Genomic DNA, 25,161 nt, shown 5'->3' with positions numbered 1-25,161 from the left:
ACTGCGGCTATATGAGTGATGAAGAAAGTATGGGGAATGTCATAAAAATGCATATATAGTTCTCTCAATTAAAGATGTATTGAGTACCCCTGGCATTGGACAGATCGTTGAAGAAAACGTAATCAAGAGGAAGGGTAGCTTCGTCTTCAAGTATATTTATGGTGATCCTGAAATCAGAGACTGGGAGGAAGAAGATAGTATAATAATTCCCTTAAGGGGAAGGCTCAAAATAATAACGCCCAGGAAAACTGGCAGGGTTGGGGAAAACAGAGGTTCATTTTTGAGGCTCCCCGAGGCTGCCCTGAGAAAAATAGTATCAGATTTACAGGAATCAGGATTTCACATAAGATCTCTCAACATGACAGGTACAGGTGGTGATCTCTTCCACGCCGTTACATCCGGTGATGATATAATCAGCTTTGATCTGTTCTGGAAACTTCTTAACAGTGGCTTCAGTTTCCAGAATGCCCTGTTCACAAGGGATGATATTTACGCTGGTCTGGATGCTACGTCCAGATTGTGGTCTAACAACAGAGACCTGATTACATCCTTGGGCGAAAAACTTGCAGATTACATACAGTTTGCAATATCCAATCTTGAAAAGATAATATTGCAGAATCAGAGGGACGACAGAATAATGGGAAAGGAGAGGATGATGAAATATTCCTTGAATGAAGATATCCTGGAAGAGATCATAAGAAGGCTTGGAAGGGGAAAAATAAATCTGTCCAGGAAGGGAAAGGACATGAGGAGAGTTGTTTATTCCACCTCCATCTCTGAAGATCTTTTCCTGCTGTTTTATGGAAATAAGGATCTCACAATTGTCCCCATCGGACCTGTCAGTCTAAACGGATTAATAGAATATGTGGAGATAATTGAAAAGGCAGGAGGTGTCTTCCTTGGCTAACGATCCGGTTCTTGTAAGATTTAAGAATATTGAAGGAAAGAGAACAAAATTGCACAATCTCATATCATATGTGTTTTCAAACCTGTATATGGATCAATCTGAATCCACTGGAGTTAAGGATTTCTCCATATTTGAGGATCATTTTATTATGGACACAGTAAATTCATGGGGAAAGGAAATCCTCTGGAAGGGATTCATTAACGAAAACGGAATGTACCAGTGCCTTTCCTTCAGGCCGGATATTCCCGGTATATATGTTTGCTTTGTTGGAATGGGAAACATAGCATCTCAACACACGGATGAAAAAATACTCTGCCCTGATTCCAGTGACAACCAGGATGGGGAGGATGGCATATCCCTTTACCCCTTTCCCTACTATGAAAATATGCCTCAATACGAAAAATTCCTGATTTTTAAGGCCATTCTTGGAACAAAGAGATACTACTCCAGGGATAGAATCATTGATAAGATATACACAAAGTGCAGGCATATGTCTTTGGGTGTATATGGTGATAATCTTTACAGAATGATTGAAGAGGATGTCAGAACAGCCATTGATTCAAATATTCTTGTGGAGCTCAACGGTGAATTTTCAGTAAGAAGTGATGCCTTAACATCCTCAAGATCATTCCTGGCCTTTTATTACAGATACTATGAAAAACTCTATAAGACCACGCTTTATGATTTTTAGGTTTAAGCGACCAGAAATCCAAGAAACATTCCAAAGAGTGGCGAAATTATCCACATTGCAACAACCTGAAGAAATGGCTTTGACATCATGGCCTTGGTGTTATAGGATAACCCTGATCCAAAGACGCTTGAGGTGAGGGTCTGAGTGTTTGAAAGAGGCAGGGAAAAGAAGGTTGCCCCTTCCACAAGTAGGGATGAAATAAGAAGAGATACAAAGGCGTTTGCGTAACGCATTCCGTAAATATCCTGTGAAACTCTTTTGATTACGCCACCGCTCAGGAATATGGCTCCCGCAAATATGGCCAGGATCATCACGGCGATGACTGGAATGGTGTCATGGCCCATGGCGGCCAGTAGACCGAATGTGTTTGCCCCAAGTGTGAATGCCGTCAGGAACGATATAATCACAAGAAGAATCTTGTATAGTCTTGCAGCACGCCAGACATCGTTTACCCTTACAGATGTGACCTTCCTGTTCAGATAGAAGGATGATACAATTGAAAGAACAGGTGCGAGAACCCATGCTGATATTACAAGATAGACATATATGAGATCAGGCGTGAATGATACGCGCAGGGATACTCCAAGGGAAATGCCAACTATGGCCATTGTCAGTGACAGAGGAATGTGGAAGTATGTTGCCATGGCAAAAAGGACAAAGGATATGGCAAGAACTACCACAACGTAGTATGATACATCAGGCATTATCCTGAATATGGAATCAGACAGAAATCTTCCCTCAATAATCAGACCCAGTGAGAAACCTCCGGCTCCAAGAAGAAGGCCAAAGTACCTGGACACAATCTTTGAACCTACAATTGTACCAACAGCTGCGGAAAGATTGTTTCCTGAAACGATCATGGAGAGAAGCGCAATGAGTAACAGGGTAATATACTGAAGGATCATCTGGAAACCGACATCATTGTATTGAGTATAAGATCGGAAATATCTTCACAGTCATCGAGGAGATCATCAAGGGTATGAACCACCGAATTTACATGGTTGAATGTGAGATAACTTATACTCTCAGATATTCTGTATAATCTGTCTATTATTCCGTCCTTTATCTCATCGACCTCCTCTTCCATATTCTCTATGTCTCTCCTTATGCTCTTTGCCTCCTCTATATCACTAACCTGAAGCATCTGATTAACCTTCTTTACAGCATCAATATTCTTCTGCAGTATGGTGCAGAAACCAGAATAAAAATTGCTCAAGGGTTCAGTATGAAATGAGTTTGCTATCAAACTATCCTTTGTCCTACCCATCTCCCTTGATATCCAGTAGGTTCTGTCTATAATGTCATCAAAGGTTTCTATAAGATTCAGGAAATTATCCATCAGTGTTGATCCAACCGCACCTGATGTAATATTTCTTTTAAGTTCAAGGGTCACTTCATCGGCTTTCTTTTCGTTTTCCCCAACCCTTTCGGTCTTCTCCTGTATGGGATCTTCAGGCTTCTGAAATATCTCTATCAAGAGAAGTGAATTCTCAATGGCGAGATCCATATATCTCTGCATGGAGAGTAGGGATTGCCTCTCTCCTATAACCATAATCTTCTTTAAAAAATGGTAATTTACCATCACACCGAATTTTTATTTATTATAAAATCATGTTGTAAATATGTTCCTTATTGCCTGTAAGGTGTGATCATTTTTTCGTAGACTGAAATGTTTTTTACATAATGATCCACTGTACTTTTGAGTCCCTCCTCAAATTTGATCTTTGGTTTCCATCCAAGGGACTCCGTTGTTGAAGGATCCATGGCGTATCTTCTGTCGTGACCAGGTCTGTCCTTAACATATTCAATTAGATCATGACTTCTGTCCATAATATCAAGTATCATCCTTACAACATCTATATTTTTTCTCTGATTTCTTGAACCAATGAGATACACATCCCCAGGCCTTCCCTTTTCAATTATACAGTCAAGGGCATCATTATGATCCCTGACGTGTATCCAGTCCCTGATCTGTTCCCCGTTCCCATATACAGGTATCTTTCCGTAACGGTATCCCTTTATTATGGTCTTTGGAATCAGCTTTTCCGGGTGCTGATGCATTCCATAATTGTTACTGCAGTTACTTATTGTTATCCTCATACCGTATGTATTAACATATGACCTTGCAAGAAAGTCAGCTGAGGCTTTGGTTGCAGAATATGGATTTTTTGGATCATAACATCGTTCAGGTGTGAACAGATCAACTCCCTCAGGATCAAGGGAACCGTATACCTCGTCGGTGGATACCTGATGAAATCTTATCTCATGCTTTCTTGCAAACTCCAGTAACCTCTGGGTTCCAACTATATTACTCATCAGAAAATTGTAAGAATCCCTGATGGAATTGTCCACGTGTGATTCGGCTGCAAAATTGATTATGATATCAGTATCTTCAAGTTCCTTCTCATAATTCATTACATTGTTTATATCATCATTTATCTTTCTGTACCTGCCAGCAGGAAAGTTTCTCTCGTACCAGGGATTGGATGCGTATGTTCCCTTGTCCATGTTAATTATGAAATCATCAGATTTTTCAAATCTCTGCTGAATGTAGTTTGAGCCAATGAAACCGGAACCCCCGGTCACAAGAATCTTCAAAACAGATCACCCCTTTCCATTGCTTCCCTGAGAGTCGGATAATTCCTGTCCTTTTCTGAAAGGACAGGATCGCATTCCGGCCATTTTATACCAATATCAGGATCATTCCATGCTATTCCCCTCTCATGGGTTGGGGAAAATTCCGATGTTGTTCTGTAAAGAACATAGGAATCATCAATTGCGACAAAACCATGGGCGAAGCCCTCCGGTATCCACAGTGATTTCATATTTTCCTCCGAAAGTTCTATTGAAAAATATCTGCCGAAACTCGTTGATCCTCTTCTTATGTCCACAGCCACATCCATGATCTTTCCCCTTATAACGCTCACAAGTTTTCCCTGTCCGAAAGGCTTTAACTGGTAGTGCATTCCTCTTATCACTCCACGTCTGGACAGTGAAAGATTCTCCTGATGAAATTTCTCTCTAATATTGGCCTGGAAGAATTCTGATTCCTTGTAAAATTCAGTGAAATATCCCCTTGAATCCTGAAATGATTTTCTCTCAATAATTTTCAATCCGTCTATATCTGCGTCCTGAAATACGAATGGCATCAATGTTTAAAAGAATGCATATTATTAAGGATTCTATTTTTCCTTTAGGGCTGAAATATTGGATTCGATGGAATAAAAATCCCATTTAAGCATATTCCTTGCCTTACTTATATCCAGAGATGAATCCATGGGACGTCTTGCTGTTTGCCTTTCTAAACTTGAAGTTTTCTTAACCAGAGTTGAGTCCAACCCAAAAAATTCTGCTATTTTTATTGCCAGATCATACCTGCTGGTTCTATCCCCTGCCACATTAATTAATCCACTTATTCCCATATTCACAATTTCAAGAGTTGCCCTTGCAAGATTTTTTGCACTAACAGGCGAATAGAAAGAATCTATGGCATTCACCTCCTTTCCATCCATTAAGTTTGAATACACATAACGTGGAAAATTCATCCTTTCCCCAAATACTCCTGATGTTCTTATTATGAGGCTGTTTTTGACAGTTTTTGTTGCGAAATCTCCCAGCAATTTTGAAAGCCCGTAATAATTAATTGGATTTGGTGTATCCTCCTCTCCGTACATTCCCTTAATCCCATCGAATACGTAATCCGTTGAAAAATGAACAACCCTTACACCTGATTCTATTGAGTATAGAGCAATCTGCTGAGGTGCAAGGGCATTAACTCTGTATGCCCTTTCCTTTTCCCTTTCACATATATCCACATTGGTCATGGCAGCACAGTTGAATATGATGTCTGGTTTAACTTCCTCAAGTTTTGCCTTTAAAACATTGAGCTGGGAAATGTCCAGGTTTTCCCTTCCAATGACCCCAGCTTCGGGCATTAGTTTACGTAACTCTGAGCCCAGTTGACCCTCGGACCCTAATATAAGTGCATTCATATTTCCATCCTTGAATCTCTGCCTGCAATAATACTGGTTCGTCTGGTTTTAGAGAAACCCGATCTTATGGATGAATATGGACCTATTATGCTTTCAAATATGATTCTTCCATCTAAGAAATCAATGTTGCACTGATCCATTATGACTGAGTTTTCAATTTCCGAACCCTTTATAGTGCAGTTGTTGCCTATTGTTGTGTATGGTCCTATGTATGACTCCTCTATTTTTACATTGTCACCTATAAAGCAGGGACCAAGAATTTTGGTCTTTTCGTCTATCACTGTATCCTTGCCTATGTGAATTCTTCCGGAGAAATTCAATTTCGAGGGATCAGAGTCCCCTTCCAGATTCTCCAGAATGAGTCTATTGCATTCAAGAAAATCTCTCACCGTTCCTGTATCCTTGAACCATCCCCGTATTATTTTATATCCTATCTTCCCTCCCTTTTCGATCAGTAACTGGAGGGCTTCCATTATCTCATATTCCCCCCTCCCTGATGGTCTTAACATATCTATATATCTGAATATGGAAGGTCTTAGAAAGTATACACCAGACACTGCAAAATTGCTCTTTGGATTTTTTGGTTTTTCCTCAAGGGAAACTATTCTATTATCCTTTATTTCGCAGACTCCAAATTTTTCAGGATTCCTTACATTAACAATCATAAGATAGGCATCGTAATTTCCGTTTTCAAAATCTTTTTTCGGCTCTTCAAGATGGTCCTGCATCACATTGTCCCCAAGATAGACCACAAATTTATCTTCCCCCACAAAATTCCTGCAGAGACCTATGGCGTGAGCAATTCCAAGAGGTTTTTCCTGGTATATGTACTTGATTTTACAGTTCCACTTGCTACCATCACCGTAATACTTCTTTACCTCTTCCCCACCAATACTTCCAATCACTATGGCAATATCAGTAATTCCTGCCTTAAGCATATCAAGAAGTGCATATTCGCTTGTTGGTTTTCCTGCTATGATAAGAAGCTGTTTGACTTCGGAGTAAGTTATGGGCCGGAGTCTTGTTCCGTTACCACCATGTAAAATTATCCCCTTCATTGGGTTTGTACAATCTAATTTCCATAATTAGTGTTTTGCCTTCAAATCCTTTTCCTTATAATTTGCCATAAGTACAAAGAAAGACTTAAGGCTTTCCTTTATCCTTAATCCTGTTTCTGTTAAATAGTATGTAATATGATTTTCGTAAATTTCTCTCCTTATGATGCATTTATCTTCCATTTCCCTTAGACGAATGGATATGACCCTTGCACTTGCCTCTGGAATGCTCTTTCTTATCTGGTTGAATGTTGCCCTTTCTGATCTACCAGAAAGAGCACCCATTATGAGAATTGTATACTTCTTTCCAAGGATTGAAAATATGGGAATAGATGGGTCGACACAGATCACTTCATTTCCATATCTTATCATACATGCATCCATTTGGAATCTTAATAATAGTTTCCCGGCGTATATATAGATTTAAGATTCCAACAGGATTTAGACACAAAAGGTTATCATTGAATGAACCCATTCATAATTGAAGTGAAACTTGAGACATTCTTTTCAGACATTGTCAAAAAAGAGATGTACAGGGATATAAGTATGTGCATAGTAAATGGGTCTCCTGTTATGGCCGTGATAGGCATCTTTGCCTATGGAGAAATGATAGGTGGCATAGGTAGAATTCTGGAAGGAGAGAGTGAGAAGGTAGTGTTTGGTTCAGGGCAATCCAATAAGAATTTTGCCTCTTTCCTTAAATGGGCAGGAAAGGCGTACAGTGACCTTGATCCCAGGGAAACTTACAGGATTATCCGGGGAGGTCTCTTTCACAGATATTTTATCAGGAATCCTGCGCTGATTGAGATAAACCCGGATGATCCTTCTGCAACGATGGATTATGGCATGAAGAGAGGCATATGGCTTAAGGATGATAATGTTGTAATAAATGTGAACCAGCTGTTCAAAGACATGAAAAGAACTGTGAACAGGATGAAAATTAAAATGAAAAAGGAAAAGATGGGAAAATTAGAGATAGCCCAAAATCTGGGTATGGTATTCTCAATGATCAGTCGCTGACATTTTTCTGCATGTTCTGTTGTTTATTTCCTGAAAATATTTTGCTGAAATCCACAAATCCCAGCCATAGTAATACTATCCCTGTGAATTCCGCGTAGTACAGGAATGCTGGGAATGCAGCGATATATAATGTTCCTGCTATACTAACCACTATAACTCCAAGAATTATGCTTATGAGTTTCCTGTCTGCCTTTTTTCTATAGGATACATAGGATATTATGATTAAAAGGGCAGCTGCTGGAAATGTTACTATGGAAGAGGTTATAACGACGAGTAATGGAAGTACACCTGCGACGACCCCTGTTATTATCATGTTTGGGAGTGGCGTTATGAGGAGAGATATTCCAAGAATGATATCAGATACTATGGAATATATTGTGTATCCTTTCATCAGATTCACGTTTCCAAGAAGATAAACCGATCCAAGAGCAAGTAACTCCACAAGAATGGCCACAAGAAACAGATATGAATCCATCAGGATCGAGTTAATTATACCTGCAGAGAAAACTGTCTCTATGAGAACAGATATGGCAAATATCCACAGGCCAGCTGACCAGAATAGGAAAGGTGCCTTATGTGTCCTTACAGCATTTGTGGATATAAGAAATGCCAGTATAAGTGTGAGAATAAAAATAATTATTGTTGATATGAACACATCAAAATATAGCATTCAATCCACCTCCCCTGTTCCTGCTTCCATGTGCATTTTTGATGATCTGAGCCATATTCTGAAGAATACAAGGGACATTATAAGCAATAGGGTTCCTCCTATCAACGTTGCATAGAAAATTTGTGTCTGCATTGCTGAGTTGTTCAGCAGAGTGTTCACATTTATTGCCTTTGATGAGAGATTTGGATATACAGAATAGAAGAGCAGGAAGGCAGACACAGCAAGAAAAGCCTGAAATATTATCTTGTCAGATATGTAATCCTTGAACTGAGGTATCAGATATAGAATCGGTATGGCAATTGTAACTATTCCTGATGCAACCATCAGGTACATATTACTGAAGTCATTTATTACTATGAAGGATGCGCCTGCTATTATGAGTCCAAGAACTGTTACCCCCAGTGAAAGTATTGCATTTACCTCAAGTCTGTAGAATATGGATGCAAGGCCGAAAAGAACTATAGCACTTCCCAGTATAAAGCCATCATCGGGAAGGTATGTGAGAAAGGCACCCATATTGAAAGTTCTTGAAGTAATATTGAGACCGTGACCGCTCATTAGGGATGTGTATATAACAAGAACAAAGAATCCAAGTACATATGTCATAAGGGCATAAATTGAATACAAAATCCTGCGGTTTATTTTGAACCTATTTTTGAATATGAATTCTGCGGTAATAATGGAAATATTTCTGGTTATGTAAATAACAATGAAGATCAGAATGTATGAAATGTATGAATAGGCAAGTATGGGGAGGGCATCGGGTATGAGAGCCTCCACATTAACAACGTAAAATACAAAGAAAGTACCGGTGATCTCCCATATGGGAACAAGATAGTAGAAGACCTTTTTTGTGCTCTCCTCATATTTGAAAATAATTGCAGATGCAGCCATAAGTTCCGTGGATATTATGGCAAAGAACATTGCAAAAATTACACCGTTGAGAAAAACCTCTGCGTTAAAACTCAATGGACATCACCTACCCTTTCAATTTCCTTTTCTATAGATATGTTTCCAAGTACCTTGGCTGAGAAGTAAAAGGTGAATGGTACCACGATACAGTAAAATATAATTATTCCTATTCCAAGAGGCAGCACTGAGGGAGATGTATTTGCTGCCGATGATACTGTCATTATGTTATTGTAAATGATGTATGGCTGTCTTCCAACCTCATCGGTTACCCACCCAGAATCGTATACAATTTCCAGAAGTATACCGGATATTATCATAGAATAAAGGTAGAATTTCCCTGATATGTCCTTTTTAAATACGATCCTGAAAAACAGGAGAAGTGCAAAGAGACCAACAAGGGCACCTCCACCAACCATTGTGTCGAATGTTAGATGGATGAAAAGTGGTGGCCATTGAGATTTTGGAAACTCATTCAGGTATGGTACTGCCTGATGTGCATTGAATGACAGGAACATGATGAATTCCTGGAGTCCTGGTACTGCGATATAATATTGAGGAACTCCATTTATAACTATACCCCCAAGCTTTTCTGCTGCATTTGTGGTATAGTGGAAATTTAATTCAATTGCAGCATATTTAAGTGGCTGCAATGAGTATAGCATTCTCATGGATTCGTCTCCCGTGAGACCTGCTATTCCAATTGCGATGAGACCAACAATTGCAGCTACCTTAATCGATTTCATATAAATGCTTCTTGCAATATCTGTTTTTGATCTGAGATAATTTATTGCAAAATATGCAAGCAATGCAAAGCTTCCAGCAGCGAGAGTTGCAGGTACAACGTGCCCGATTTCAATCCATGATGATGGACTGAACATTGCCGCAAGTGGGTTTACATCTGCTACATTTCCTGTTAGCCTGTACTCATTCAAATTGAATCCTGCCGGTGTGTTCATCCATGCGTTCACCATTGTGATGAAGACCGCTGAAAGGAGAGTACCTGCCGCAACAAAAAGTGAAAGTAACCAGTGCTGATACCTGTTCTTAAAGTAATCCCAGTAATAGATGTAGAGAACCAAACTGATTGATTCAAGGAAAAATGCGAATACCTCGTAGTAGAAAGGAAGAATATCTACCTTTCCCACCAAAACCATAAAGTTTGGCCACAAGGAGAATAACTCTATTGCCAACACGGTTCCACTGGCTGTTCCAATGGCAAAAAATATTGCGAGTGCTCTCGAGAGTCTCCTTGCCATTACTTCATAACCCCTGTCCTTGAGATATATCCCGAGAAACTCAATTATACTCATCACAACAGATATTCCTATTGTTAAGGTGACAATAAGAACGTGAGAGCCCAGCGTAAAACCCATCATAAAACGATCAAAGTTAATAATACTTGTCATTCATATCATATAGACATCTCTGTTTTAATAATTAAATCTTAACCTGAGCAGTAAGGGAATAATGTTAAATATAATAAAAATGGTAAATTGATTTTAATAGTAATCAGACTATTTCCATCTTGAATTTTGGTAATAATCCCATTTCATTGGCCTTCTTGTAATATAGTTCCAGTGCCTTTCTTCCCCTCTCTCCGAAATCAACAGATAGTTCGTTGACGTACATCCTTATGAATTTTGTCTCAAGTTCAAGATCCTGGTATCTTGCATATTTCATTGCATATCTTGCTGCCTCTTCCGTGTGTTCCATTGCATATTTTATTGAATTCTCGAAATCTGTTATGTAATTTGCAATTACTTCTTTGCCGAGGCTCTTCCTTATGGCATTGAAACCCAGAGGAACCGGTAGATTTCCGGCATAATTCTTCCACTTTTCGTACAGATCAACAACCTTCATCAGGCCCTTATTCTGGAATGTGAGCTGTTCGTCGTGGATTACTATGCCTGCATCGATCTCTCCCTTAAGGACAGCATCAGGGATTGTATCAAACCTCATGGGTCTTATATTGGCATTCTTGTTTACAAACATCTTGAAAAGCAGTTCTGATGAAGTACCTGGGCCGGGGCTTCCTACAACTGCCTTGGAAAAATCAACTTCACTCTTAGCCACAACCATAGGTCCATAGGTGAGACCAAAACTTGCCCCTGATCTTGTGAGGGCATAAACTTCGTTGAAGGATGCATATGCATTTGCCGATATGGCTGTGACATCGTACATTCCTGTTCTGGCCTCATCATTCAATGTTTCAATATCCTTTATTATCTGTTCATATTCCATACTTGTCTTTATCTTGCCTGTAATCATAGCATAGAACATGAATGCATCATCAGGATCAGGCGTGTGCGCAACTGTTAACTTCATGGAATGATATTGTTTCATTCAATAAAAAAGGATATCATACCATTCCTGATATTTTCAAAATGGATATATAACTGTGAATTAAGGATATTTAAGACTTAAAATATTATATGTCATTATTTATAGCTGTAATGTATCTGTATTTTCCTGCGTGAAATTATGAAGAGACTGGTCATAGCATTGGGTGGAAATGCATTACTGATGAATGGAGATAGAAGAGATTATGAAACACAGGTGAAACATGCCTATGATGCACTAAATTCCCTTTCGGATGTTATTGAGAAGGAAGATGTTATAATAACACATGGAAACGGGCCTCAGGTTGGTGACATATTCCTGAGGAATCAGGATGAAGAAAATATGCCTCCTGGGATGCCACTGCACGCATGTGGAGCCATGTCCCAGGGACTCATAGGTGAGATGATTCTGGAGGCCTTTGAGAAAGTTAAGAAAGAAAAGGGACTGGGGAAGGATGTGTCGGTTATTCTAACAAGAACACTTGTTGATAAAAATGATCCGGGATTTCAGAATCCATCAAAACCGGTCGGACAGGTTTTCACAGAAAGTGAAAAAGAAAAACTAGAGAAAGAGAAAGGATGGAAGTTCACAAAGACGGAAAAGGGGTGGCGCAGAGTAGTACCATCACCATTTCCCAGGGATATACTTGAAAAGAGGGCAATTGAGAGTAACCTAATATCAGGTTTTATTCCTGTGTGTGTTGGAGGCGGAGGTATTCCTGTGATCGAAGATGGAAATAGATATTCAGGGGTTGAGGCTGTCATTGACAAGGATCTTGCATCGGCGGTTCTTGCCTACATGCTGGAATGCGAGGAATTTCTAATTTTAACAGATGTCCCAAATGTGTACATAAATTTTGGAAAACCGGATCAGAAAGCGCTGGAAAATGTTACCCTGAAGGAAATCGAAAATTACATGAGTGAAAACCAGTTTGGAAAGGGAAGTATGGGTCCAAAGGTAAATGCCGCAATCACATTTTTGAAACATGGAGGAAAAATTGCCAGAATTGGGGATTTGAAGGATGCAATAAATGTTTACAAAGGAAAAAGCGGTACCCATGTTTCAGTTAATTAAGGTACTGAAAAACGACCATCCTTTTCCTTGATCTTTTTCAATCTTGCCATCTGTTCAAGAACCTTATTCAAAAGGTTATCTTCAACAGACAGATCATAGGAAGATATGAGAAGTTCCCTTATTTTGAATTGATCTGCATCCTTCACCTTTAATTTCCCAATGAGATTTGTAAGATCTTCATAAATGTTCCATGGAAATATGAACCAAGTCCATTTATCCTCAGACACCTCCTCGCCATAGAAGTCAGGTATGAATTTTGAATGAGCAATGTGAAGCATTGTTGCGGTCTTCACTGATTTTGGCTTTAATGTCATCACATAATCATATGCAAGTTTCATACTCTGCCCAGTATCTGTGATATCGTCCACAACCAGTACGTTTTTTCCTTCTACTGAAACATTAAGGCCATATTTCATCACAGCTTCTCCATCAACTGTGGCAGTTAATCCCCAGTGTTCTGTTTTTACCGCAAAAAGATCCTTGATCAGATTCATATCGGAAACAATTCTGGCTGGAACAAGACCCCCACGAGACATCCCGATAATTACATCTGGATGAAATGATTCTGACATCTTTCTGTTTATCTCTTCACACCATTTCTCAATCTCGGTCCATTTGACAATTTTTGCCCTGAAATCCATATAATCAATTCCATATCTTTACCTGTTTAAATTATTTGCTGAATTTTTCGTAATGGATACGAAGGAAAATGAGAGATACACACAAAAATAAATATAGGCTTGTATCTTACAGGAATAAAAGCTCCGATGGTGTAGTCCGGTCAAGCATATCGGCCTTTCGAGCCGACGACCCGGGTCCGAATCCCGGTCGGAGCATAGTATCTTCAGACCTGATGCCCTTCTACTATGATCTCAAGGCGGATATGTATAAAGTCAGAAAAATGTTGATAGTGCTAAGCACATAAGTATGGGCTGTTCAAATATTCGATGCTATTTATCGAGTAATAATAATGGAATATAGTTCGTATCGACATCTCACTACTCATCGAAGGCCGCATAAAATTGATTCTGACGACTGGGTGAACAAGTTTTCATATGGGCTCATTGTTTAAGTTTTCTATTTTCGTTAGATTTAGGACATTCCCCGCATGCCCCTGGAAATTATTAACAATCTTTTGGAGCTGTTTGATTTCAATGGAATGCCTTTGATTCCCTGAACCTTCATACGCGTCAATCTGAATGAACAGACAGGATATCAATTCTGGTCACACTGGTCTAAAATATATTGGAATCCAGAATGAGGTGGACGCTCATTAAAATATCCGCCGTAAAAACATGCAATTATTTAAACGCACATCAATTGATAAAATTGGATAAGTATGGGGATCATGGTGGTTTCGGATTTTGGAGTGAAGGATTTTCAATGATAAGGGGAGTCATATCTGTCTCATGATAAGGATTCTGTCTGTCATCGTAAAATAGAATGTAAAAGCTTCATCAATTCATGACATTACAGTCAATCTGAAATGATACACTTGCTAAGAAACAAAATGCATAGCAATGAATAGAGTACAAAATCATTTCTTTTAGAACCCTAATGGCCTTCCCTTGATAGATAAAAAGTGAGGCATTGTTAAAAAGAATCTCGCATTTAAAAATTGATGCCTGGTACAATCATAAGGAAGAGAGCGGAATCAAGAGATATAAAGATTGAGATAGAAAGAACTTTTTCAATTTGGAAGGGACGCTTTATTGCGAGAATATACGTTGATTCAGGCCTAAGTGCCATGATTTCGAAACTTATGAAAGGAAGGTAGCATAGAACTGCATTTTCATGGTCAATAAGAGCAAAATAAAATACAAGAGAGAAGTAATGGTCATTGTCCTTTGAGGAATAATTGGACGGCATTTTCAACATAATAAATCTTATAAATGGATACAGAGCCAAGCATTATCTCTCTCCTTTTGAAAAGAACATACATTCACTCAACTGGCAGGTTTATAAGTGTCCCTGCAATTGATATAAAGATATGGTTATCACGTTTTCAGCCCTTATAATTTCTTACAAAAGACGAGAATTCTTGTTAGATGCAGTGATGTCTGTCATAAATCAGAATTATTCGAGAGATCTTTTCGAGATTGTTGTTGTAAAAGGTTTTTCCGATAAGGATTTAGAAAAAGAGCTTGAACGATATAATGTGAAAACCCTTTTTTGTGATTCCCCATCGAACGGGAAATCAATAGCCATTGGTATTCAAGAATGTAGCAATGATATTATATGCCTCCTTGATGATGATGACATATTTGCAGAAAACAAATTTCAAGTGCTTTCAGAGGCATTTGAAAGAGAACCAGACGTTAACCTAATGATTAATGATTATTACCGAATCGATAAATCAGGGCACTCAATTGAAATTAATCAGCCACCAATTAGGTTAAAAGAGTCTAGAACGGGGATTGTGGATCTTAATAAAAACCACTTTGACCTTAAAATGGCGCATAAATTTGATATATACTTTAACTCAAGCCGATTGTCATTCAGGAACAGAAATTTGGACGAATTGTCCGACTATATAAAAAGAATATCTTACGGCGTTGATAATGCAATCGTTATGTATTACCTGTTTAGAACAACCAGAATAGCTATAATTCGAGAAAAGGTAACAGCCTATAGAATGCATGAGAAGAATATAAGTCGGATAGAGAACTATGAAAACCCTTTATCTGATTTGAGTAGAATAACTAAAAAGGAAATTGAATCGGTTAAGAATATTGAGAACTACCTATTAGAAATAGATAAAGGGCTCATAAATCATCTTGAATTACTAGAAATATATCTTTCTCTTAAGCTTGCATATACGGAGCAAGTCAGAGAACTGATTTTTAAGAGAACAGTAGAGATTGCAAAATTCTACATATCCCACGTTGGAAAAATGAAAAGTTATGGCTTTTACCAGAGATTATATCTATATGTGTTCAGGGATATCCTCTCTCTGCCCATATTTCTCATTTTGCCGGAAAGAATGGCAAAATTTCGGCTTAAGAAATTCTACTGATGCTGGGAACATAAATTAATTATTATTTTAGAACTTGGTAATATATAATTTAAGATATAGGCAAATAAAATCAGTAAAAGATCTTTAAAAATTCCATTGTACGTAGAGAGACTCTTTCCTCTGAATAGTAATTCGCAACTCTACTGGCCTCAGATTCAATGTTTCCCAATGATTCGGATCTAATTTTGCTGGCAACCTCTAGGATCATATTCTTGAAATCCTTTCTCTCTACACTAAATAAATTACTTGAATGAAAGACACCCACTGCGGCCTCTTTAGTTGATACAACAATAAGTCCATTGACAAGATACTCAATATTCTTTATACTTGTGCCCCCCTTTGTCGTGGATAGATTGATTCCTATTTGGCATTGCCTGTAAATTCCTGAAAGGTCTTCAACAATTCCAAGAGATATAAGGTTATCACTGTTGTATTTGGAGAATTTTTTATCACTACCTGCACCAATTATAACAAATTTTATCTTTTTATCCTTCTTTTTAATCTCTGGTATTACCTTTTTTATTAAATATAATGCAGAGTCTTCATTAGGAGCATAATTGAAATTGCCTACAAGAACACAATATACGTCATGATTATTATCCCTAATAACAATATTTTTATCTTCTTCAATTTTTTTTCCTCTATCTTTCTTGCATATTAAGGGGAAATTTAGTATAGGTCGTTTAAAATTTTTATCTACTAATAAATATAGATAATCAGATGGAACAATGATTCCATTAGATTCGCTAATTACAAAATTCTTGTAAAACAGATCTAAAATTTTGATAATGAAGATCGGAATTCTTCCCTTCAAGTTCAGGGTATCTACATAACCCTGACCCCAGTCAGATAATCTTGAAACTAACTTTAGATGAAAAATTTTTATTATTATGAGCGTTGGAATTAAGGCATATCGATCTTCCATGATGCACACACTAAATTTTGAAGATAAAGATTTTCTATTGGCTAGTGCCCAGAAAATAAGGTAGACATTTACCAGAATTGTTCTGAGCATCCAATTTCTTTCATTCATCCCATACTTTTTATAAAAATTTTCTGACGGAATCAAAACATCATATTGAGTGCTTATTATACCAATCAACTCTTTTACATATTTTGTTTGTCCATCTACCTGATTCAAAGGCTTATGGAATATAAGTAATATTCCCTTCTCGTTCATGTTCTTTTCTCCGAAATCGTTCTTTACCTAACATACAGGCAAACATCAGTTGTGTTACTGTCCGACAATTTATTCAACTTTATTAAGATTGAGATAAATACCAAGAATTAAACTCCATAATTTCAAAACCTCCCTGTTAAGCCTTTCTTTACTTACGAAGAATTTTTTTGCATCGTTCATCCTTTCTAGAACATAAATTGGAGCTAGTCTTAATTTGTGTTTCCCTTAATATCTGAAAACTAAAATGTTATTGGAAGAGATCCCAGTTTGAACAAATTTGGGTAACAATTCGATTTGTTTTTTTCATTGATAACGTTTATAGTAACTGTTTAATCTCCAGACACGAAGGTTGCCATAATTGTTGATCAACCCCACTGGACTGGAGTGGGTACATATGCAGTTTCACTATACAGATTGTTAAAATCAAAATATCCCGAAGTTAAATTGATTTACGTTGGAGCAGTTGAAGATAATCTAGACATATATGAGAAAATAGAATATCTAAGAAGGAATCATAGATTTTTGTTAAGACCACTAACCATTCGTAAAAATTATAGGAAATTAGTGAAAGATGGAAATTATGGGGGATATCTTTTCCATTATGCTGGCACAGATTTTTCAATATTGAAAAAAAGGAGAGGCGTTATAACAATTCACGATCTTATTAAAGATAAAGTGTTTATTAGAGCAAACCTCTCTCCCGTAAACTTCGTAAGTGCATTAGAAAGATATCGTAAATATCTTGTAACAAAACTTCACTACAGGAAGGCTTTGAAGATTATAACATTAAGCCAAACAACTCAAAATGATGTATACGAGAAACTTGGTGTGAAATCGGTGATAATAAACCAGTGGGTAGATGAAGTAAGATTCCACAAAGGAAGCGTGGAAGAGGGAAAGAAGAGTTTGAATTTAGATAATGATGTGTCATACGTTTTAGCAGTGGGCAATGATAGAAAAAATAAGAGACTTGATCTTTTAGAGGGTATTGCTGATTCATTGCCACCAGGAATTAAGCTTTTAAAAATAGGGTCTCCGTTGAAATCTAGTGGAAGTATAAATGTGGGAAAGGTTGACAGTACTAAATATCCCCTATATTTTAATGCTAGCATTTGCTATATTCACGTATCAGACAATGAGGGGCTTGGTATTCCTCTTCTTGAAGCATTAGGAAGTGAATTACCAGTTATTTGCAGAAATATTCCAATAAATAGGGAAATTCTAGGAGATGCTGGAATCTACGTGTCAGAAGAGAGAATAATAGATGACGCAATAAAAGAAATAGTATCTATTAGTTTAAATGGTGTAAGTGACAGCTTAAGGGAGAAAATATACATAAGAAGAAAGAGTCTATCAAAATCGTCAGCATCAAATAAATATGTTAATTTGTACAGAGAAGTAATACTGCAAAACAACTATGATTGTGATGAGGCTAATATTTTGGAAACCAATTAATTTTGAGATAGGTTTTATCGTATTTACATAAGGATAAATATTTCAGATCTCTTCAACTATTTGTGGGTAAGACATAGACGCTCATTCATTTACATTATGTGAAATCTGACGGACTTTTCAGGAAAATTCAGCGTTTAAAGGATGCATAGATCACTAAGGAAATCAAGTTAGACCACCATGGGAAGAGGGTTGATATCTTCATGAATTTTCCAAGATGAATAAGATTCCCATGTCCTGTAGATGTGGTATATGCTATGGTTTTCATGACACAGAAGAACGTACACGGATAAATCTTAACATATGTAAACGCCCATTCAAATTTATCCATTTTCAACCATTTATGGTTCCACCCCATGCTCATTTATTCAAAATTTTTTGTATCAATATATGGAGTGTTTCAGCGATATCTGGAGGTAAAAGAGATCATTCGTAATGAATCCAGTAAATTCCGTACATTTGAAAAGTGTACATTATTAAAACGATCTTTCAAGAATGATTATAATTAAGGGTTATAATGGTTGAATATGCACAATTGAAAAACGTAATTTCAACTGAGACCCTTAATTGAACCATTTTGGATATTTTTAGATTGGCGTTTACAAATCCCTCGATCTACAGACATCATATGCATACAATTTCAAGGTTACACTCCAGAGATATTGACCCCTTAATTTTAGCATTGTGGAAATGCATCTGAGGAAACGAACATCATGGGCATACAGATCAATGATGCCTGATATAATCATACTAGGAAAGACTCTGAAGAGAAATCTCAATAGCATCAATGTGTCCATAAAATCCGGAATTAATTCATCTGTTGTATAAGGATTGAACAACAATATAAGAACAGCAATCAAGCGTTCAATGAATTCGAGGCATAGAAATACAGGGATACGATCATATATCTTGTGATCACAAGATTGAGGTTGCTTACAGAATGTTAAAGAGATTTAAATCTTCTAATTATGTATATCATGGAGCAAGTATTTACAGAAAAGGATACAAAGCCTATAAATAAATAAAATGGATGCTTGAGAATTACAGAATTTGGAACGTTGCAAACCATCTCAAGGTGCAAACTTATGCTTTTGTTAGTTGGAAAATTTCCTTTAAATGTAACTGTATTATTGTCTTCAATAAACGATGAATTAATCGGTATCTGATAAGAGTTTAATGAAACAAATCTTCCTATCGGATGAGAATTGAAATTAATACTGTAGTCAGTGTTTACTTTTTCTGTATAATTTGCTATTGCTTTCTGGCCATTACCATCAATGACGATAACCTCTACAGTCCAGTTTCCTGGGGAATAAAAAATGGAAGTTTCATTCTGTGTATTTTTATTTCCACCACCATACCATGCATAATGGAATGGACCTGCACCGTTGTAGACTTGAGATACGAAGGTAACAGGCTCTCCAACTATGATTGGATTTGCCGTGGAATTTATAAGCACTTTGAAGATAGATTCATTGCATTTAGGAAATGTAACACTATGATAACTAAATTCAGTTGTGTTTAAGATGTAGTTTGGGATAGATAGAATGTAGCTACTTTTTTCCTTCGTAAATTTATTTAGGAGATTGTAACCTTGTCCACTAAAAGTTAAAAAATAAGTTGATTGGCCATCATTTTGAACTCCGTGTGTTGCGCTAATAGTTTCTGAATCTGCTTGGCTAGTAAAGTACATGTTTTTTGGAGCGTTATTCGCTAATGGTGCAGCCACTAATAATGTAATAACCAAAATCGCTAACAATAGAACAGTTCCTCTTTTAATGTATGTATAGGATCCATTCATTTGTGACTTGCTCTTTATTTTTTTATTAAAGCGTTTTAAATAAATTTCATTAATTGAATCAGCTCTGAAATGATAAATTAACATAATGAGTAATGAGGCAATATAAATCAGTGAAAGGAGTGCAACACCAAGAGATGGGAAGATCAAATAATCATAGGAATATGCTAATGATGGGTTAAGATTGGAAAAGAAATACAATAGTGGAAGATTATTAAATAGTAATAGGACGTCTAATAATGTCGCGAAGGATAAAATTTGAATCAAATGCTTAGACCGATCTGAGTAATAGAAATAAACTGCAAATGGAGCTATTGATAGAAGATATTGAGGTGTAGCTGTTATAGAAAATATTACGAACATTAGACTTTCTAAGAAAAGAAAGTCGAGAAACCTTTCTAACGTGATTTCCTTCTTAGTAAATAAGAAATAGAACATTGGCAAAAGCATTGATAATAAGTAAATTGCTTCAAGTGTAAAGGAACCCACCGAAACATGGAAAATAATGTAGAAAATAAAATAGGGCCCCCATGACGAAGGAATATTAGAAGTAACAGTTATAGACGATCTAAGTCCTAACAAGGGTGCTAGAACAGTCGTTGATATGGGTGTTGAAGTTAAGATAGAAATCATTAATGGTAAAAATTGTCCCACCGCAAAGGTAAGAGCGAAAATTCCAAGTGCTGATAGCATTTTCCTCTTTCCATTGTTATTATTTACAACCTTCAAAAATGGTAACACGAAGAAAATTGGATATAGATAAGTGGCAGCTGACATTCCGAGAAACAGGGATGACAAAGAAGTCTTATTATTAACTAAACACAACAAAGTTAAAACAAGAAACATGATCGCGATAATGAGGGGGTTTCCAAAGATGACCACATCAAAGATCGTAATTGGTAAAAGTAAAAACATCAGAGCTGGATCTATGTTTCTGTTGTTTTGATGCGTAATGTGGTTTAAAGTTCTACTGATTGCTAGGGAACTTAATATGGCAGCCAAGATATAAGGCAACTTGACAGTGAATTGTTGGATGATTACATTATCTATCCCTAATAGATAAAAAGGCAGATTTATTCCAAGTGACCCAATGTTAATCGAATTGTAGAACGAACCAAAAACCCAGAGGTAATAAGGTTGAACCGAATAAAGATATACCCACCGAAAATATTGAAAATAAAACGACTCATCATATGCATAGGAAGTGAATGGGGAAATAACGAAATAACAAATGACAATGAAAATAAATATCCATCTGTGACATCGCATTTTCTCTCTAAAACAAACGGGCAATTTAAATTGCTTAGATTAAGATTATATATAATTTTAACGCTTCAGAAATACATGCACATGTTCCTGTTCGATGCCAATCGATTCCAGAATCTCTTTCTGCTTCCGGGTTATCTCCGTTGTGATCTCCTTTCCTTCATTCAATATTACCTTCCTGATCTTGTGCAATTCCAGTAGCATCTTCTCAACTAGGTATTTCTTTAGCAGGCCTGATGACCTCATGTATTCCAGAATCCTGGACCTGATGGCAATTGCAATGAGATTCACGAACATCTCCCCTCTCAATGCATCCATGCCGTGAACCCTCAACGGTTCTCCTCCAATGAATGTCTTGGATGACATGAACATCTTTTCCACAGCATCCCTTTTCCTGTATTCTGAAAGCACATATTCCGAATCATGATCGCCGGTTAATTTTATCACTGTGATGCCACATCTGTTAACTCTCTGGGATACGGCATTGCCCCTTATCCTGATATGGAATGACCCATCATACCGGAAGGATATGAAATTCCTGTATGGGGCCATGATGTCATCACATACATCAGCAGGCTTCTCCAATTTCCTTACTGTACGTGTGGAAAGTCTGTCCATCCTTTCCTTCAGGGATGAATAGAATAGAGATCTCTCCATGCTGTCCCTTTCAGGATGGTAATAGACCCATGCACTGACATCAGTATTTCCTGTCCTGACAGTCTTCCTAACTGAAAACATGATCTCCCCGGATATGGAGATCATGTTCCTGCCCTTCTCTATTGCTTTCCTGGATAACAGGTCAAGTCTCCTGATCTCTATGTGAGTATAGGATGCAGGCATGATGAAATCCATTCCGTTTTCAATGAGGTATTCAATATTGGAGGATGAGAACGTCTCTCAGTCCATGATGAATGTGACATCTGCGAGGCCAGCAGATCTGAGAACATCAATTGTGTTCTTAATTGTGGTCATGTAATTAACAGATCCGGGATAGATGTCATAGAATATTGGGATGCCTGATTCCCATGATTCCACAAGTGAAACATTCACCTGTGGATAGTCAGGATCGGATCGTGAATACCCGTATTCAAGGAAATCAATATTCCTGGACTGGGATGAGTATGATGTCAGATCATAGTATAATACGCCTGATATCCCCATGACCTTTATGATCTCCTTGAGGAACGCATGGTTCAGGTTCATTTTTCCAAGTGCAGTCATTGCCCTGGACACCGTTGCTGAAGATACAATAGGCACATAATTTATATAAACTGTTCTCTAACAAAATCATAGAGTTCATAATTAACTCAATAAACAAATTATGTTAGAAGATTATGTGTCTAAATTATGAAGGGTTCGGGTTAGACATAAATGCAAATTTCAATTTTGTACAAGTCCACAGAAATAAAATTAATTCAGATAATAGGATGTCTCATGTTTTAACAACTGACGATTTTCTTTATCTCCCTGGGCTTATCCCCTGTTTCAGTGTTTGATATTACCATGAGATTACATGTAATAATCTTCAGGCCAATTGCAGTATCATATGATCTGCTTAGTGTGTACCAGATATTTTCGCTATGTAATATCTCCTCCAGTATGGAGAATGTACGCTCTATCTCCCACCTCAGGGAGAACATTGACGAATATTCCTTACTGAGATCTATCCCGATCTTGCGATTCACTGTGGAGCCTTTCAGGCCTGATGCCCCTCCTCTCATTGGTGTTCTCGAAGATGTAATCACATATCCCCGATGTATCGTATGCCGAATCTGCAAGTATATGGGAAAAGTTCCTTGCTGCATCAATGAGGTAATGTGAGACTTTGGAATCATGAATATTGCCCTTTGTTACAACCCAGTCCTGTACAATGAGGGAATCAATATCCATTGCCACATGGCATTTCCTTCCATAGGACTTTGACTTTGAGGTCTTTGACCATCCTGATTCAGGATCGGCGTAATTTCCCCATACTCTTCTCCTTGCAGCTGTTGAATACTTGCATGTGTGGATCATGAATGAATCAATGGCGACAATTAATTCCATTGCATAAAGAAAGGTGATTTCCCTGTTTACAGAGTGCAGATAAAATGATCCTGCCCTCCTGGATAATGTCTGGAATGATAGTATCTCACGGATTCCAATCACTTCCATGTATTCGCCATGATTCCTGAGGAATATTGCAGATGACCTGTATGATATATGGAATATGTGCAGCAGGATGAGAATTTTCAGTATCTGTCTCTCTGTGAACTTTCTCTTCCTTTCATCAGGCGAAACTATCTTATCTATCAATTCCACAATAAGAAGGATATGCGGTTCGGACATATCCCAAAATTATGAATTGGTAGATAATGTTCGACATCAGTCTAACTTATCATGAAATGTGAGACACACTATAATTCATGAGATTAAAATGATATGTGTTAATTTAAGGGAGTTTAGGTTAATAAATCAACACTATTTTAATAGAAAAGAAAGCTTAAATAACGAAAGATCAATAAAGATTTATAAAAAGACAAAGATGAGGATTGAATGATTATAACATTAAGATTTAAAGGGAGTACATTGAAATTCTACTTGGAAAGACGGTCTGATTTTTCTGCATTTTACCAAGTTATCTTAGAGAAATCTTATCACAATCTGATGATGAAAATTAAGCAAGGAGACAGCATCATAGATGCGGGAGCAAATATTGGCACGTTTACAGTTATTGCTTCAGTTATGGCTGGTAATAATGGTAGTATAATATCTATAGAACCAGATCCAAAAAACCTAAGTATTCTTAAAAAGAACATTGAATTGAACAATTTAAATAATGTTGAAATCATAGATAAAGCTTTATATAAAGAAACAGGAAAAAAAATAAGATTCGTTCAAAATGGAGTTATGTCTAAAATTGCAACTAACGAAGAGAAAACAGATGCAGATATAATAGACGTCGAAACAACGACCTTTAATCATATTATAACCGAAAGAGGAATACATCCGACTATTTTGAAAATGGATATAGAAGGCGGTGAAAAGTATGCGTTATTAAGTGCAGAAAAAATGATGGAAACTATAAATTATTTGGAGGGTGAGATTCACAGCAAGGAAGATTTTGATGCGCTTAAGAGATTTTCTAACTTATTTTCCTTTAAAAATGAACCAGTTGAGTCTATGCATAACGTGCTTTCTTTTGGAATCAGACACCCATTGAAAATACTAAAATTAGAATATTATAACAAATTTAGATCAACTAAAAGAATTATTCTATCATCTAGATCAGATTTTAAACTATCAAAATATCCAATAATTATCTATGGTGAAAAAAGATAATGAGAAACACAGAAATATAGATTCGATTACCATGATGGTGAAATGGCTGGGAGGATACTATATATATGTAAGGAACCAATCAACCTTGATGAAAAACTTATTACTGGAATGCAGGAGAATGACTATCTAGAATATGATAATGCTATGGAATTCTATAATTGAATTTTATTATTGAAGTCGAGAGGCGTTAAGGATAAAACCTAGCACAAAAAGCGTTATGTAAGGTTAAAACAAGCATAAAGGGAGGAAAACCCCTTAATTCAAAAGTTAAATTAACTAAAATTCTGCTGAGGTTTTCTATTTTCTACCTTCTTCTGCAGATTTTCCATAGTGTCCCAAATGTTGTGTATTTATAAAGGATACCTCCTTTGGAACATTTCCTTAATCTCATCAATGCATTTATAATATCCCCTCAATGATCTCATAGACCATTTGTCATTTATCTCTGCTGCCCTCAGATAAATGAT

26 protein-coding genes and 1 tRNA gene are annotated in these 25,161 nt (G+C 37.0%); 9 read left to right on the top strand and 18 right to left on the bottom strand.

Annotated elements, in window-relative coordinates; genetic code table 11:
• Window positions 1-79: 79 nt before the first annotated feature.
• Window positions 80-907: a hypothetical protein gene (locus tag ACNF42_RS05235; RefSeq protein WP_443339577.1), complete on the top strand. Its 828-nt coding sequence runs from the start codon at window positions 80-82 to the stop codon at window positions 905-907.
• Complete coding sequence (locus tag ACNF42_RS05230) at window positions 900-1,598, top strand: hypothetical protein (protein WP_443339575.1); 699 nt, start codon at window positions 900-902, stop codon at window positions 1,596-1,598. The genes ACNF42_RS05235 and ACNF42_RS05230 overlap by 8 nt, the downstream gene beginning before the upstream one ends.
• Before the next feature lie 2 nt (window positions 1,599-1,600).
• Here the strand turns inward: ACNF42_RS05230 and ACNF42_RS05225 are convergent, their stop codons facing one another.
• The 7 genes from ACNF42_RS05225 to ACNF42_RS05195 are packed head-to-tail and all read right to left on the bottom strand — an operon-like array spanning window position 1,601 to window position 7,017.
• On the bottom strand, window positions 1,601-2,503 hold the full coding sequence (locus ACNF42_RS05225; protein WP_443339573.1) for an inorganic phosphate transporter: 903 nt from the start codon (window positions 2,501-2,503) through the stop codon (window positions 1,601-1,603).
• Window positions 2,500-3,180, bottom strand: a complete 681-nt coding sequence (locus ACNF42_RS05220) for a DUF47 family protein (protein ID WP_443339571.1) — start codon at window positions 3,178-3,180, stop codon at window positions 2,500-2,502. The genes ACNF42_RS05225 and ACNF42_RS05220 overlap by 4 nt, the downstream gene beginning before the upstream one ends.
• A gap of 47 nt (window positions 3,181-3,227) precedes the next feature.
• The gene (gene rfbB / locus ACNF42_RS05215; protein ID WP_443339569.1) at window positions 3,228-4,196 is read right to left on the bottom strand and encodes a dTDP-glucose 4,6-dehydratase; all 969 of its coding nucleotides are present in this window, start codon (window positions 4,194-4,196) and stop codon (window positions 3,228-3,230) included.
• Window positions 4,193-4,747, bottom strand: a complete 555-nt coding sequence (rfbC, locus tag ACNF42_RS05210; protein WP_443339568.1) for a dTDP-4-dehydrorhamnose 3,5-epimerase — start codon at window positions 4,745-4,747, stop codon at window positions 4,193-4,195. The genes rfbB and rfbC overlap by 4 nt, the downstream gene beginning before the upstream one ends.
• Before the next feature lie 33 nt (window positions 4,748-4,780).
• On the bottom strand, window positions 4,781-5,590 hold the full coding sequence (locus ACNF42_RS05205) for an SDR family oxidoreductase (protein WP_443339567.1): 810 nt from the start codon (window positions 5,588-5,590) through the stop codon (window positions 4,781-4,783).
• Window positions 5,587-6,648 (bottom strand): glucose-1-phosphate thymidylyltransferase, encoded by a 1,062-nt coding sequence (locus ACNF42_RS05200; RefSeq protein WP_443339565.1) that lies wholly within the window; start codon window positions 6,646-6,648, stop codon window positions 5,587-5,589. Before ACNF42_RS05200 ends, ACNF42_RS05205 begins: the two co-directional genes overlap by 4 nt.
• 27 nt (window positions 6,649-6,675) lie before the next feature.
• Complete coding sequence (locus ACNF42_RS05195; RefSeq protein ID WP_443339564.1) at window positions 6,676-7,017, bottom strand: winged helix-turn-helix transcriptional regulator; 342 nt, start codon at window positions 7,015-7,017, stop codon at window positions 6,676-6,678.
• Window positions 7,018-7,110: 93 nt separating this feature from the next.
• On the opposite strand from ACNF42_RS05195, the gene ACNF42_RS05190 reads away from it, so the two are divergent.
• Window positions 7,111-7,665, top strand: coding sequence for a hypothetical protein (locus ACNF42_RS05190; protein WP_443339563.1), 555 nt, complete (start codon window positions 7,111-7,113; stop codon window positions 7,663-7,665).
• Here the strand turns inward: ACNF42_RS05190 and ACNF42_RS05185 are convergent.
• The 4 genes from ACNF42_RS05185 to ACNF42_RS05170 all read right to left on the bottom strand — a co-directional run bounded on the left by ACNF42_RS05185 (window position 7,655) and on the right by ACNF42_RS05170 (window position 11,572).
• Entirely contained in the window at window positions 7,655-8,335 is a 681-nt protein-coding gene (locus ACNF42_RS05185; protein WP_443339562.1) for a hypothetical protein, read from the bottom strand. The genes ACNF42_RS05190 and ACNF42_RS05185 overlap by 11 nt on opposite strands.
• Window positions 8,336-9,304 carry a hypothetical protein gene (locus ACNF42_RS05180; protein ID WP_443339561.1) on the bottom strand — a complete coding sequence of 323 codons (969 nt, stop codon included), beginning with the start codon at window positions 9,302-9,304 and terminating at the stop codon, window positions 8,336-8,338.
• On the bottom strand, window positions 9,301-10,653 hold the full coding sequence (locus ACNF42_RS05175) for a cytochrome ubiquinol oxidase subunit I (RefSeq protein WP_443339560.1): 1,353 nt from the start codon (window positions 10,651-10,653) through the stop codon (window positions 9,301-9,303). Before ACNF42_RS05175 ends, ACNF42_RS05180 begins: the two co-directional genes overlap by 4 nt.
• Before the next feature lie 103 nt (window positions 10,654-10,756).
• Entirely contained in the window at window positions 10,757-11,572 is an 816-nt protein-coding gene (locus tag ACNF42_RS05170; RefSeq protein WP_443339559.1) for an MqnA/MqnD/SBP family protein, read from the bottom strand.
• A 156-nt stretch (window positions 11,573-11,728) separates the two neighbouring features.
• Between ACNF42_RS05170 and arcC the strand changes: the two genes are divergently transcribed.
• Window positions 11,729-12,661: a carbamate kinase gene (gene arcC / locus ACNF42_RS05165; protein WP_443339557.1), complete on the top strand. Its 933-nt coding sequence runs from the start codon at window positions 11,729-11,731 to the stop codon at window positions 12,659-12,661.
• Here arcC and ACNF42_RS05160 read toward each other — a convergent pair.
• Window positions 12,658-13,302, bottom strand: a complete 645-nt coding sequence (locus ACNF42_RS05160; RefSeq protein ID WP_443339556.1) for a phosphoribosyltransferase — start codon at window positions 13,300-13,302, stop codon at window positions 12,658-12,660. The two genes, arcC and ACNF42_RS05160, sit on opposite strands and share 4 nt — an antisense overlap.
• A 120-nt stretch (window positions 13,303-13,422) precedes the next feature.
• Here ACNF42_RS05160 and ACNF42_RS05155 point away from each other — a divergent pair.
• From ACNF42_RS05155 to ACNF42_RS05145, 3 genes are all read left to right on the top strand, one after another.
• Window positions 13,423-13,497, top strand: a tRNA-Glu gene (locus ACNF42_RS05155).
• Window positions 13,498-14,282: 785 nt separating this feature from the next.
• Window positions 14,283-14,438 (top strand): hypothetical protein, encoded by a 156-nt coding sequence (locus ACNF42_RS05150; protein ID WP_443339554.1) that lies wholly within the window; start codon window positions 14,283-14,285, stop codon window positions 14,436-14,438.
• A gap of 213 nt (window positions 14,439-14,651) precedes the next feature.
• A complete protein-coding gene (locus ACNF42_RS05145; protein ID WP_443339553.1) occupies window positions 14,652-15,677 on the top strand; it encodes a glycosyltransferase in 1,026 nt (341 codons plus the stop codon).
• A gap of 70 nt (window positions 15,678-15,747) precedes the next feature.
• Here the strand turns inward: ACNF42_RS05145 and ACNF42_RS05140 are convergent, their stop codons facing one another.
• Window positions 15,748-16,857 carry a glycosyltransferase gene (locus ACNF42_RS05140; protein ID WP_443339552.1) on the bottom strand — a complete coding sequence of 370 codons (1,110 nt, stop codon included), beginning with the start codon at window positions 16,855-16,857 and terminating at the stop codon, window positions 15,748-15,750.
• Window positions 16,858-17,241: 384 nt separating this feature from the next.
• On the opposite strand from ACNF42_RS05140, the gene ACNF42_RS05135 reads away from it, so the two are divergent.
• Window positions 17,242-18,312, top strand: coding sequence for a glycosyltransferase (locus tag ACNF42_RS05135; protein WP_443339551.1), 1,071 nt, complete (start codon window positions 17,242-17,244; stop codon window positions 18,310-18,312).
• A gap of 940 nt (window positions 18,313-19,252) precedes the next feature.
• On the opposite strand, the gene ACNF42_RS05130 is transcribed toward ACNF42_RS05135, so the two are convergent.
• The 5 genes from ACNF42_RS05130 to ACNF42_RS05110 all read right to left on the bottom strand — a co-directional run bounded on the left by ACNF42_RS05130 (window position 19,253) and on the right by ACNF42_RS05110 (window position 23,701).
• Window positions 19,253-21,376, bottom strand: a complete 2,124-nt coding sequence (locus tag ACNF42_RS05130; RefSeq protein WP_443339596.1) for a glycosyltransferase 87 family protein — start codon at window positions 21,374-21,376, stop codon at window positions 19,253-19,255.
• Window positions 21,377-21,433: 57 nt separating this feature from the next.
• On the bottom strand, window positions 21,434-22,213 hold the full coding sequence (locus ACNF42_RS05125) for a hypothetical protein (protein WP_443339550.1): 780 nt from the start codon (window positions 22,211-22,213) through the stop codon (window positions 21,434-21,436).
• Between the two features lie 57 nt (window positions 22,214-22,270).
• Complete coding sequence (locus ACNF42_RS05120) at window positions 22,271-22,630, bottom strand: hypothetical protein (RefSeq protein WP_443339549.1); 360 nt, start codon at window positions 22,628-22,630, stop codon at window positions 22,271-22,273.
• A gap of 182 nt (window positions 22,631-22,812) precedes the next feature.
• A complete protein-coding gene (locus tag ACNF42_RS05115; protein WP_443339548.1) occupies window positions 22,813-23,058 on the bottom strand; it encodes a hypothetical protein in 246 nt (81 codons plus the stop codon).
• Window positions 23,027-23,701 carry a transposase gene (locus ACNF42_RS05110; RefSeq protein WP_443339546.1) on the bottom strand — a complete coding sequence of 225 codons (675 nt, stop codon included), beginning with the start codon at window positions 23,699-23,701 and terminating at the stop codon, window positions 23,027-23,029. Before ACNF42_RS05110 ends, ACNF42_RS05115 begins: the two co-directional genes overlap by 32 nt.
• Window positions 23,702-23,908: 207 nt before the next feature.
• Here ACNF42_RS05110 and ACNF42_RS05105 point away from each other — a divergent pair, with 207 nt between their 5' ends.
• Window positions 23,909-24,694 carry an FkbM family methyltransferase gene (locus tag ACNF42_RS05105; RefSeq protein WP_443339545.1) on the top strand — a complete coding sequence of 262 codons (786 nt, stop codon included), beginning with the start codon at window positions 23,909-23,911 and terminating at the stop codon, window positions 24,692-24,694.
• Window positions 24,695-25,161 lie beyond the last annotated feature (467 nt).

It is taken from the genome of Cuniculiplasma thermophilum (assembly GCF_052315355.1).
Taxonomy (GTDB): domain Archaea; phylum Thermoplasmatota; class Thermoplasmata; order Thermoplasmatales; family Thermoplasmataceae; genus Cuniculiplasma.
The sequence above is the reverse complement of the archived record's forward strand: the minus strand, read 5'-3'. Positions and strand labels throughout refer to the sequence as shown.

Excerpts from the sequence above, each read along its gene's own strand:
- ACNF42_RS05190 (WP_443339563.1), top strand. The coding sequence starts at position 7,111 with ATGAACCCATTCATAATTGAAGTGAAACTTGAGACATTCTTTTCAGAC.
- ACNF42_RS05140 (WP_443339552.1), bottom strand. The coding sequence starts at position 16,857 with ATGAACGAGAAGGGAATATTACTTATATTCCATAAGCCTTTGAATCAG.
- ACNF42_RS05145 (WP_443339553.1), top strand. The coding sequence starts at position 14,652 with ATGGTTATCACGTTTTCAGCCCTTATAATTTCTTACAAAAGACGAGAA.
- ACNF42_RS05170 (WP_443339559.1), bottom strand. The coding sequence starts at position 11,572 with ATGAAGTTAACAGTTGCGCACACGCCTGATCCTGATGATGCATTCATG.
- rfbC (WP_443339568.1), bottom strand. The coding sequence starts at position 4,747 with ATGCCATTCGTATTTCAGGACGCAGATATAGACGGATTGAAAATTATT.
- ACNF42_RS05110 (WP_443339546.1), bottom strand. The coding sequence starts at position 23,701 with ATGTCCGAACCGCATATCCTTCTTATTGTGGAATTGATAGATAAGATA.
- ACNF42_RS05185 (WP_443339562.1), bottom strand. The coding sequence starts at position 8,335 with ATGCTATATTTTGATGTGTTCATATCAACAATAATTATTTTTATTCTC.
- ACNF42_RS05225 (WP_443339573.1), bottom strand. The coding sequence starts at position 2,503 with ATGATCCTTCAGTATATTACCCTGTTACTCATTGCGCTTCTCTCCATG.
- ACNF42_RS05160 (WP_443339556.1), bottom strand. The coding sequence starts at position 13,302 with ATGGATTTCAGGGCAAAAATTGTCAAATGGACCGAGATTGAGAAATGG.
- ACNF42_RS05205 (WP_443339567.1), bottom strand. The coding sequence starts at position 5,590 with ATGAATGCACTTATATTAGGGTCCGAGGGTCAACTGGGCTCAGAGTTA.
- ACNF42_RS05150 (WP_443339554.1), top strand. The coding sequence starts at position 14,283 with ATGCCTGGTACAATCATAAGGAAGAGAGCGGAATCAAGAGATATAAAG.
- ACNF42_RS05220 (WP_443339571.1), bottom strand. The coding sequence starts at position 3,180 with ATGGTAAATTACCATTTTTTAAAGAAGATTATGGTTATAGGAGAGAGG.
- ACNF42_RS05175 (WP_443339560.1), bottom strand. The coding sequence starts at position 10,653 with ATGACAAGTATTATTAACTTTGATCGTTTTATGATGGGTTTTACGCTG.
- ACNF42_RS05200 (WP_443339565.1), bottom strand. The coding sequence starts at position 6,648 with ATGAAGGGGATAATTTTACATGGTGGTAACGGAACAAGACTCCGGCCC.
- ACNF42_RS05105 (WP_443339545.1), top strand. The coding sequence starts at position 23,909 with ATGATTATAACATTAAGATTTAAAGGGAGTACATTGAAATTCTACTTG.
- arcC (WP_443339557.1), top strand. The coding sequence starts at position 11,729 with ATGAAGAGACTGGTCATAGCATTGGGTGGAAATGCATTACTGATGAAT.
- ACNF42_RS05195 (WP_443339564.1), bottom strand. The coding sequence starts at position 7,017 with ATGATAAGATATGGAAATGAAGTGATCTGTGTCGACCCATCTATTCCC.
- ACNF42_RS05130 (WP_443339596.1), bottom strand. The coding sequence starts at position 21,376 with ATGCGATGTCACAGATGGATATTTATTTTCATTGTCATTTGTTATTTC.
- ACNF42_RS05125 (WP_443339550.1), bottom strand. The coding sequence starts at position 22,213 with ATGCCTGCATCCTATACTCACATAGAGATCAGGAGACTTGACCTGTTA.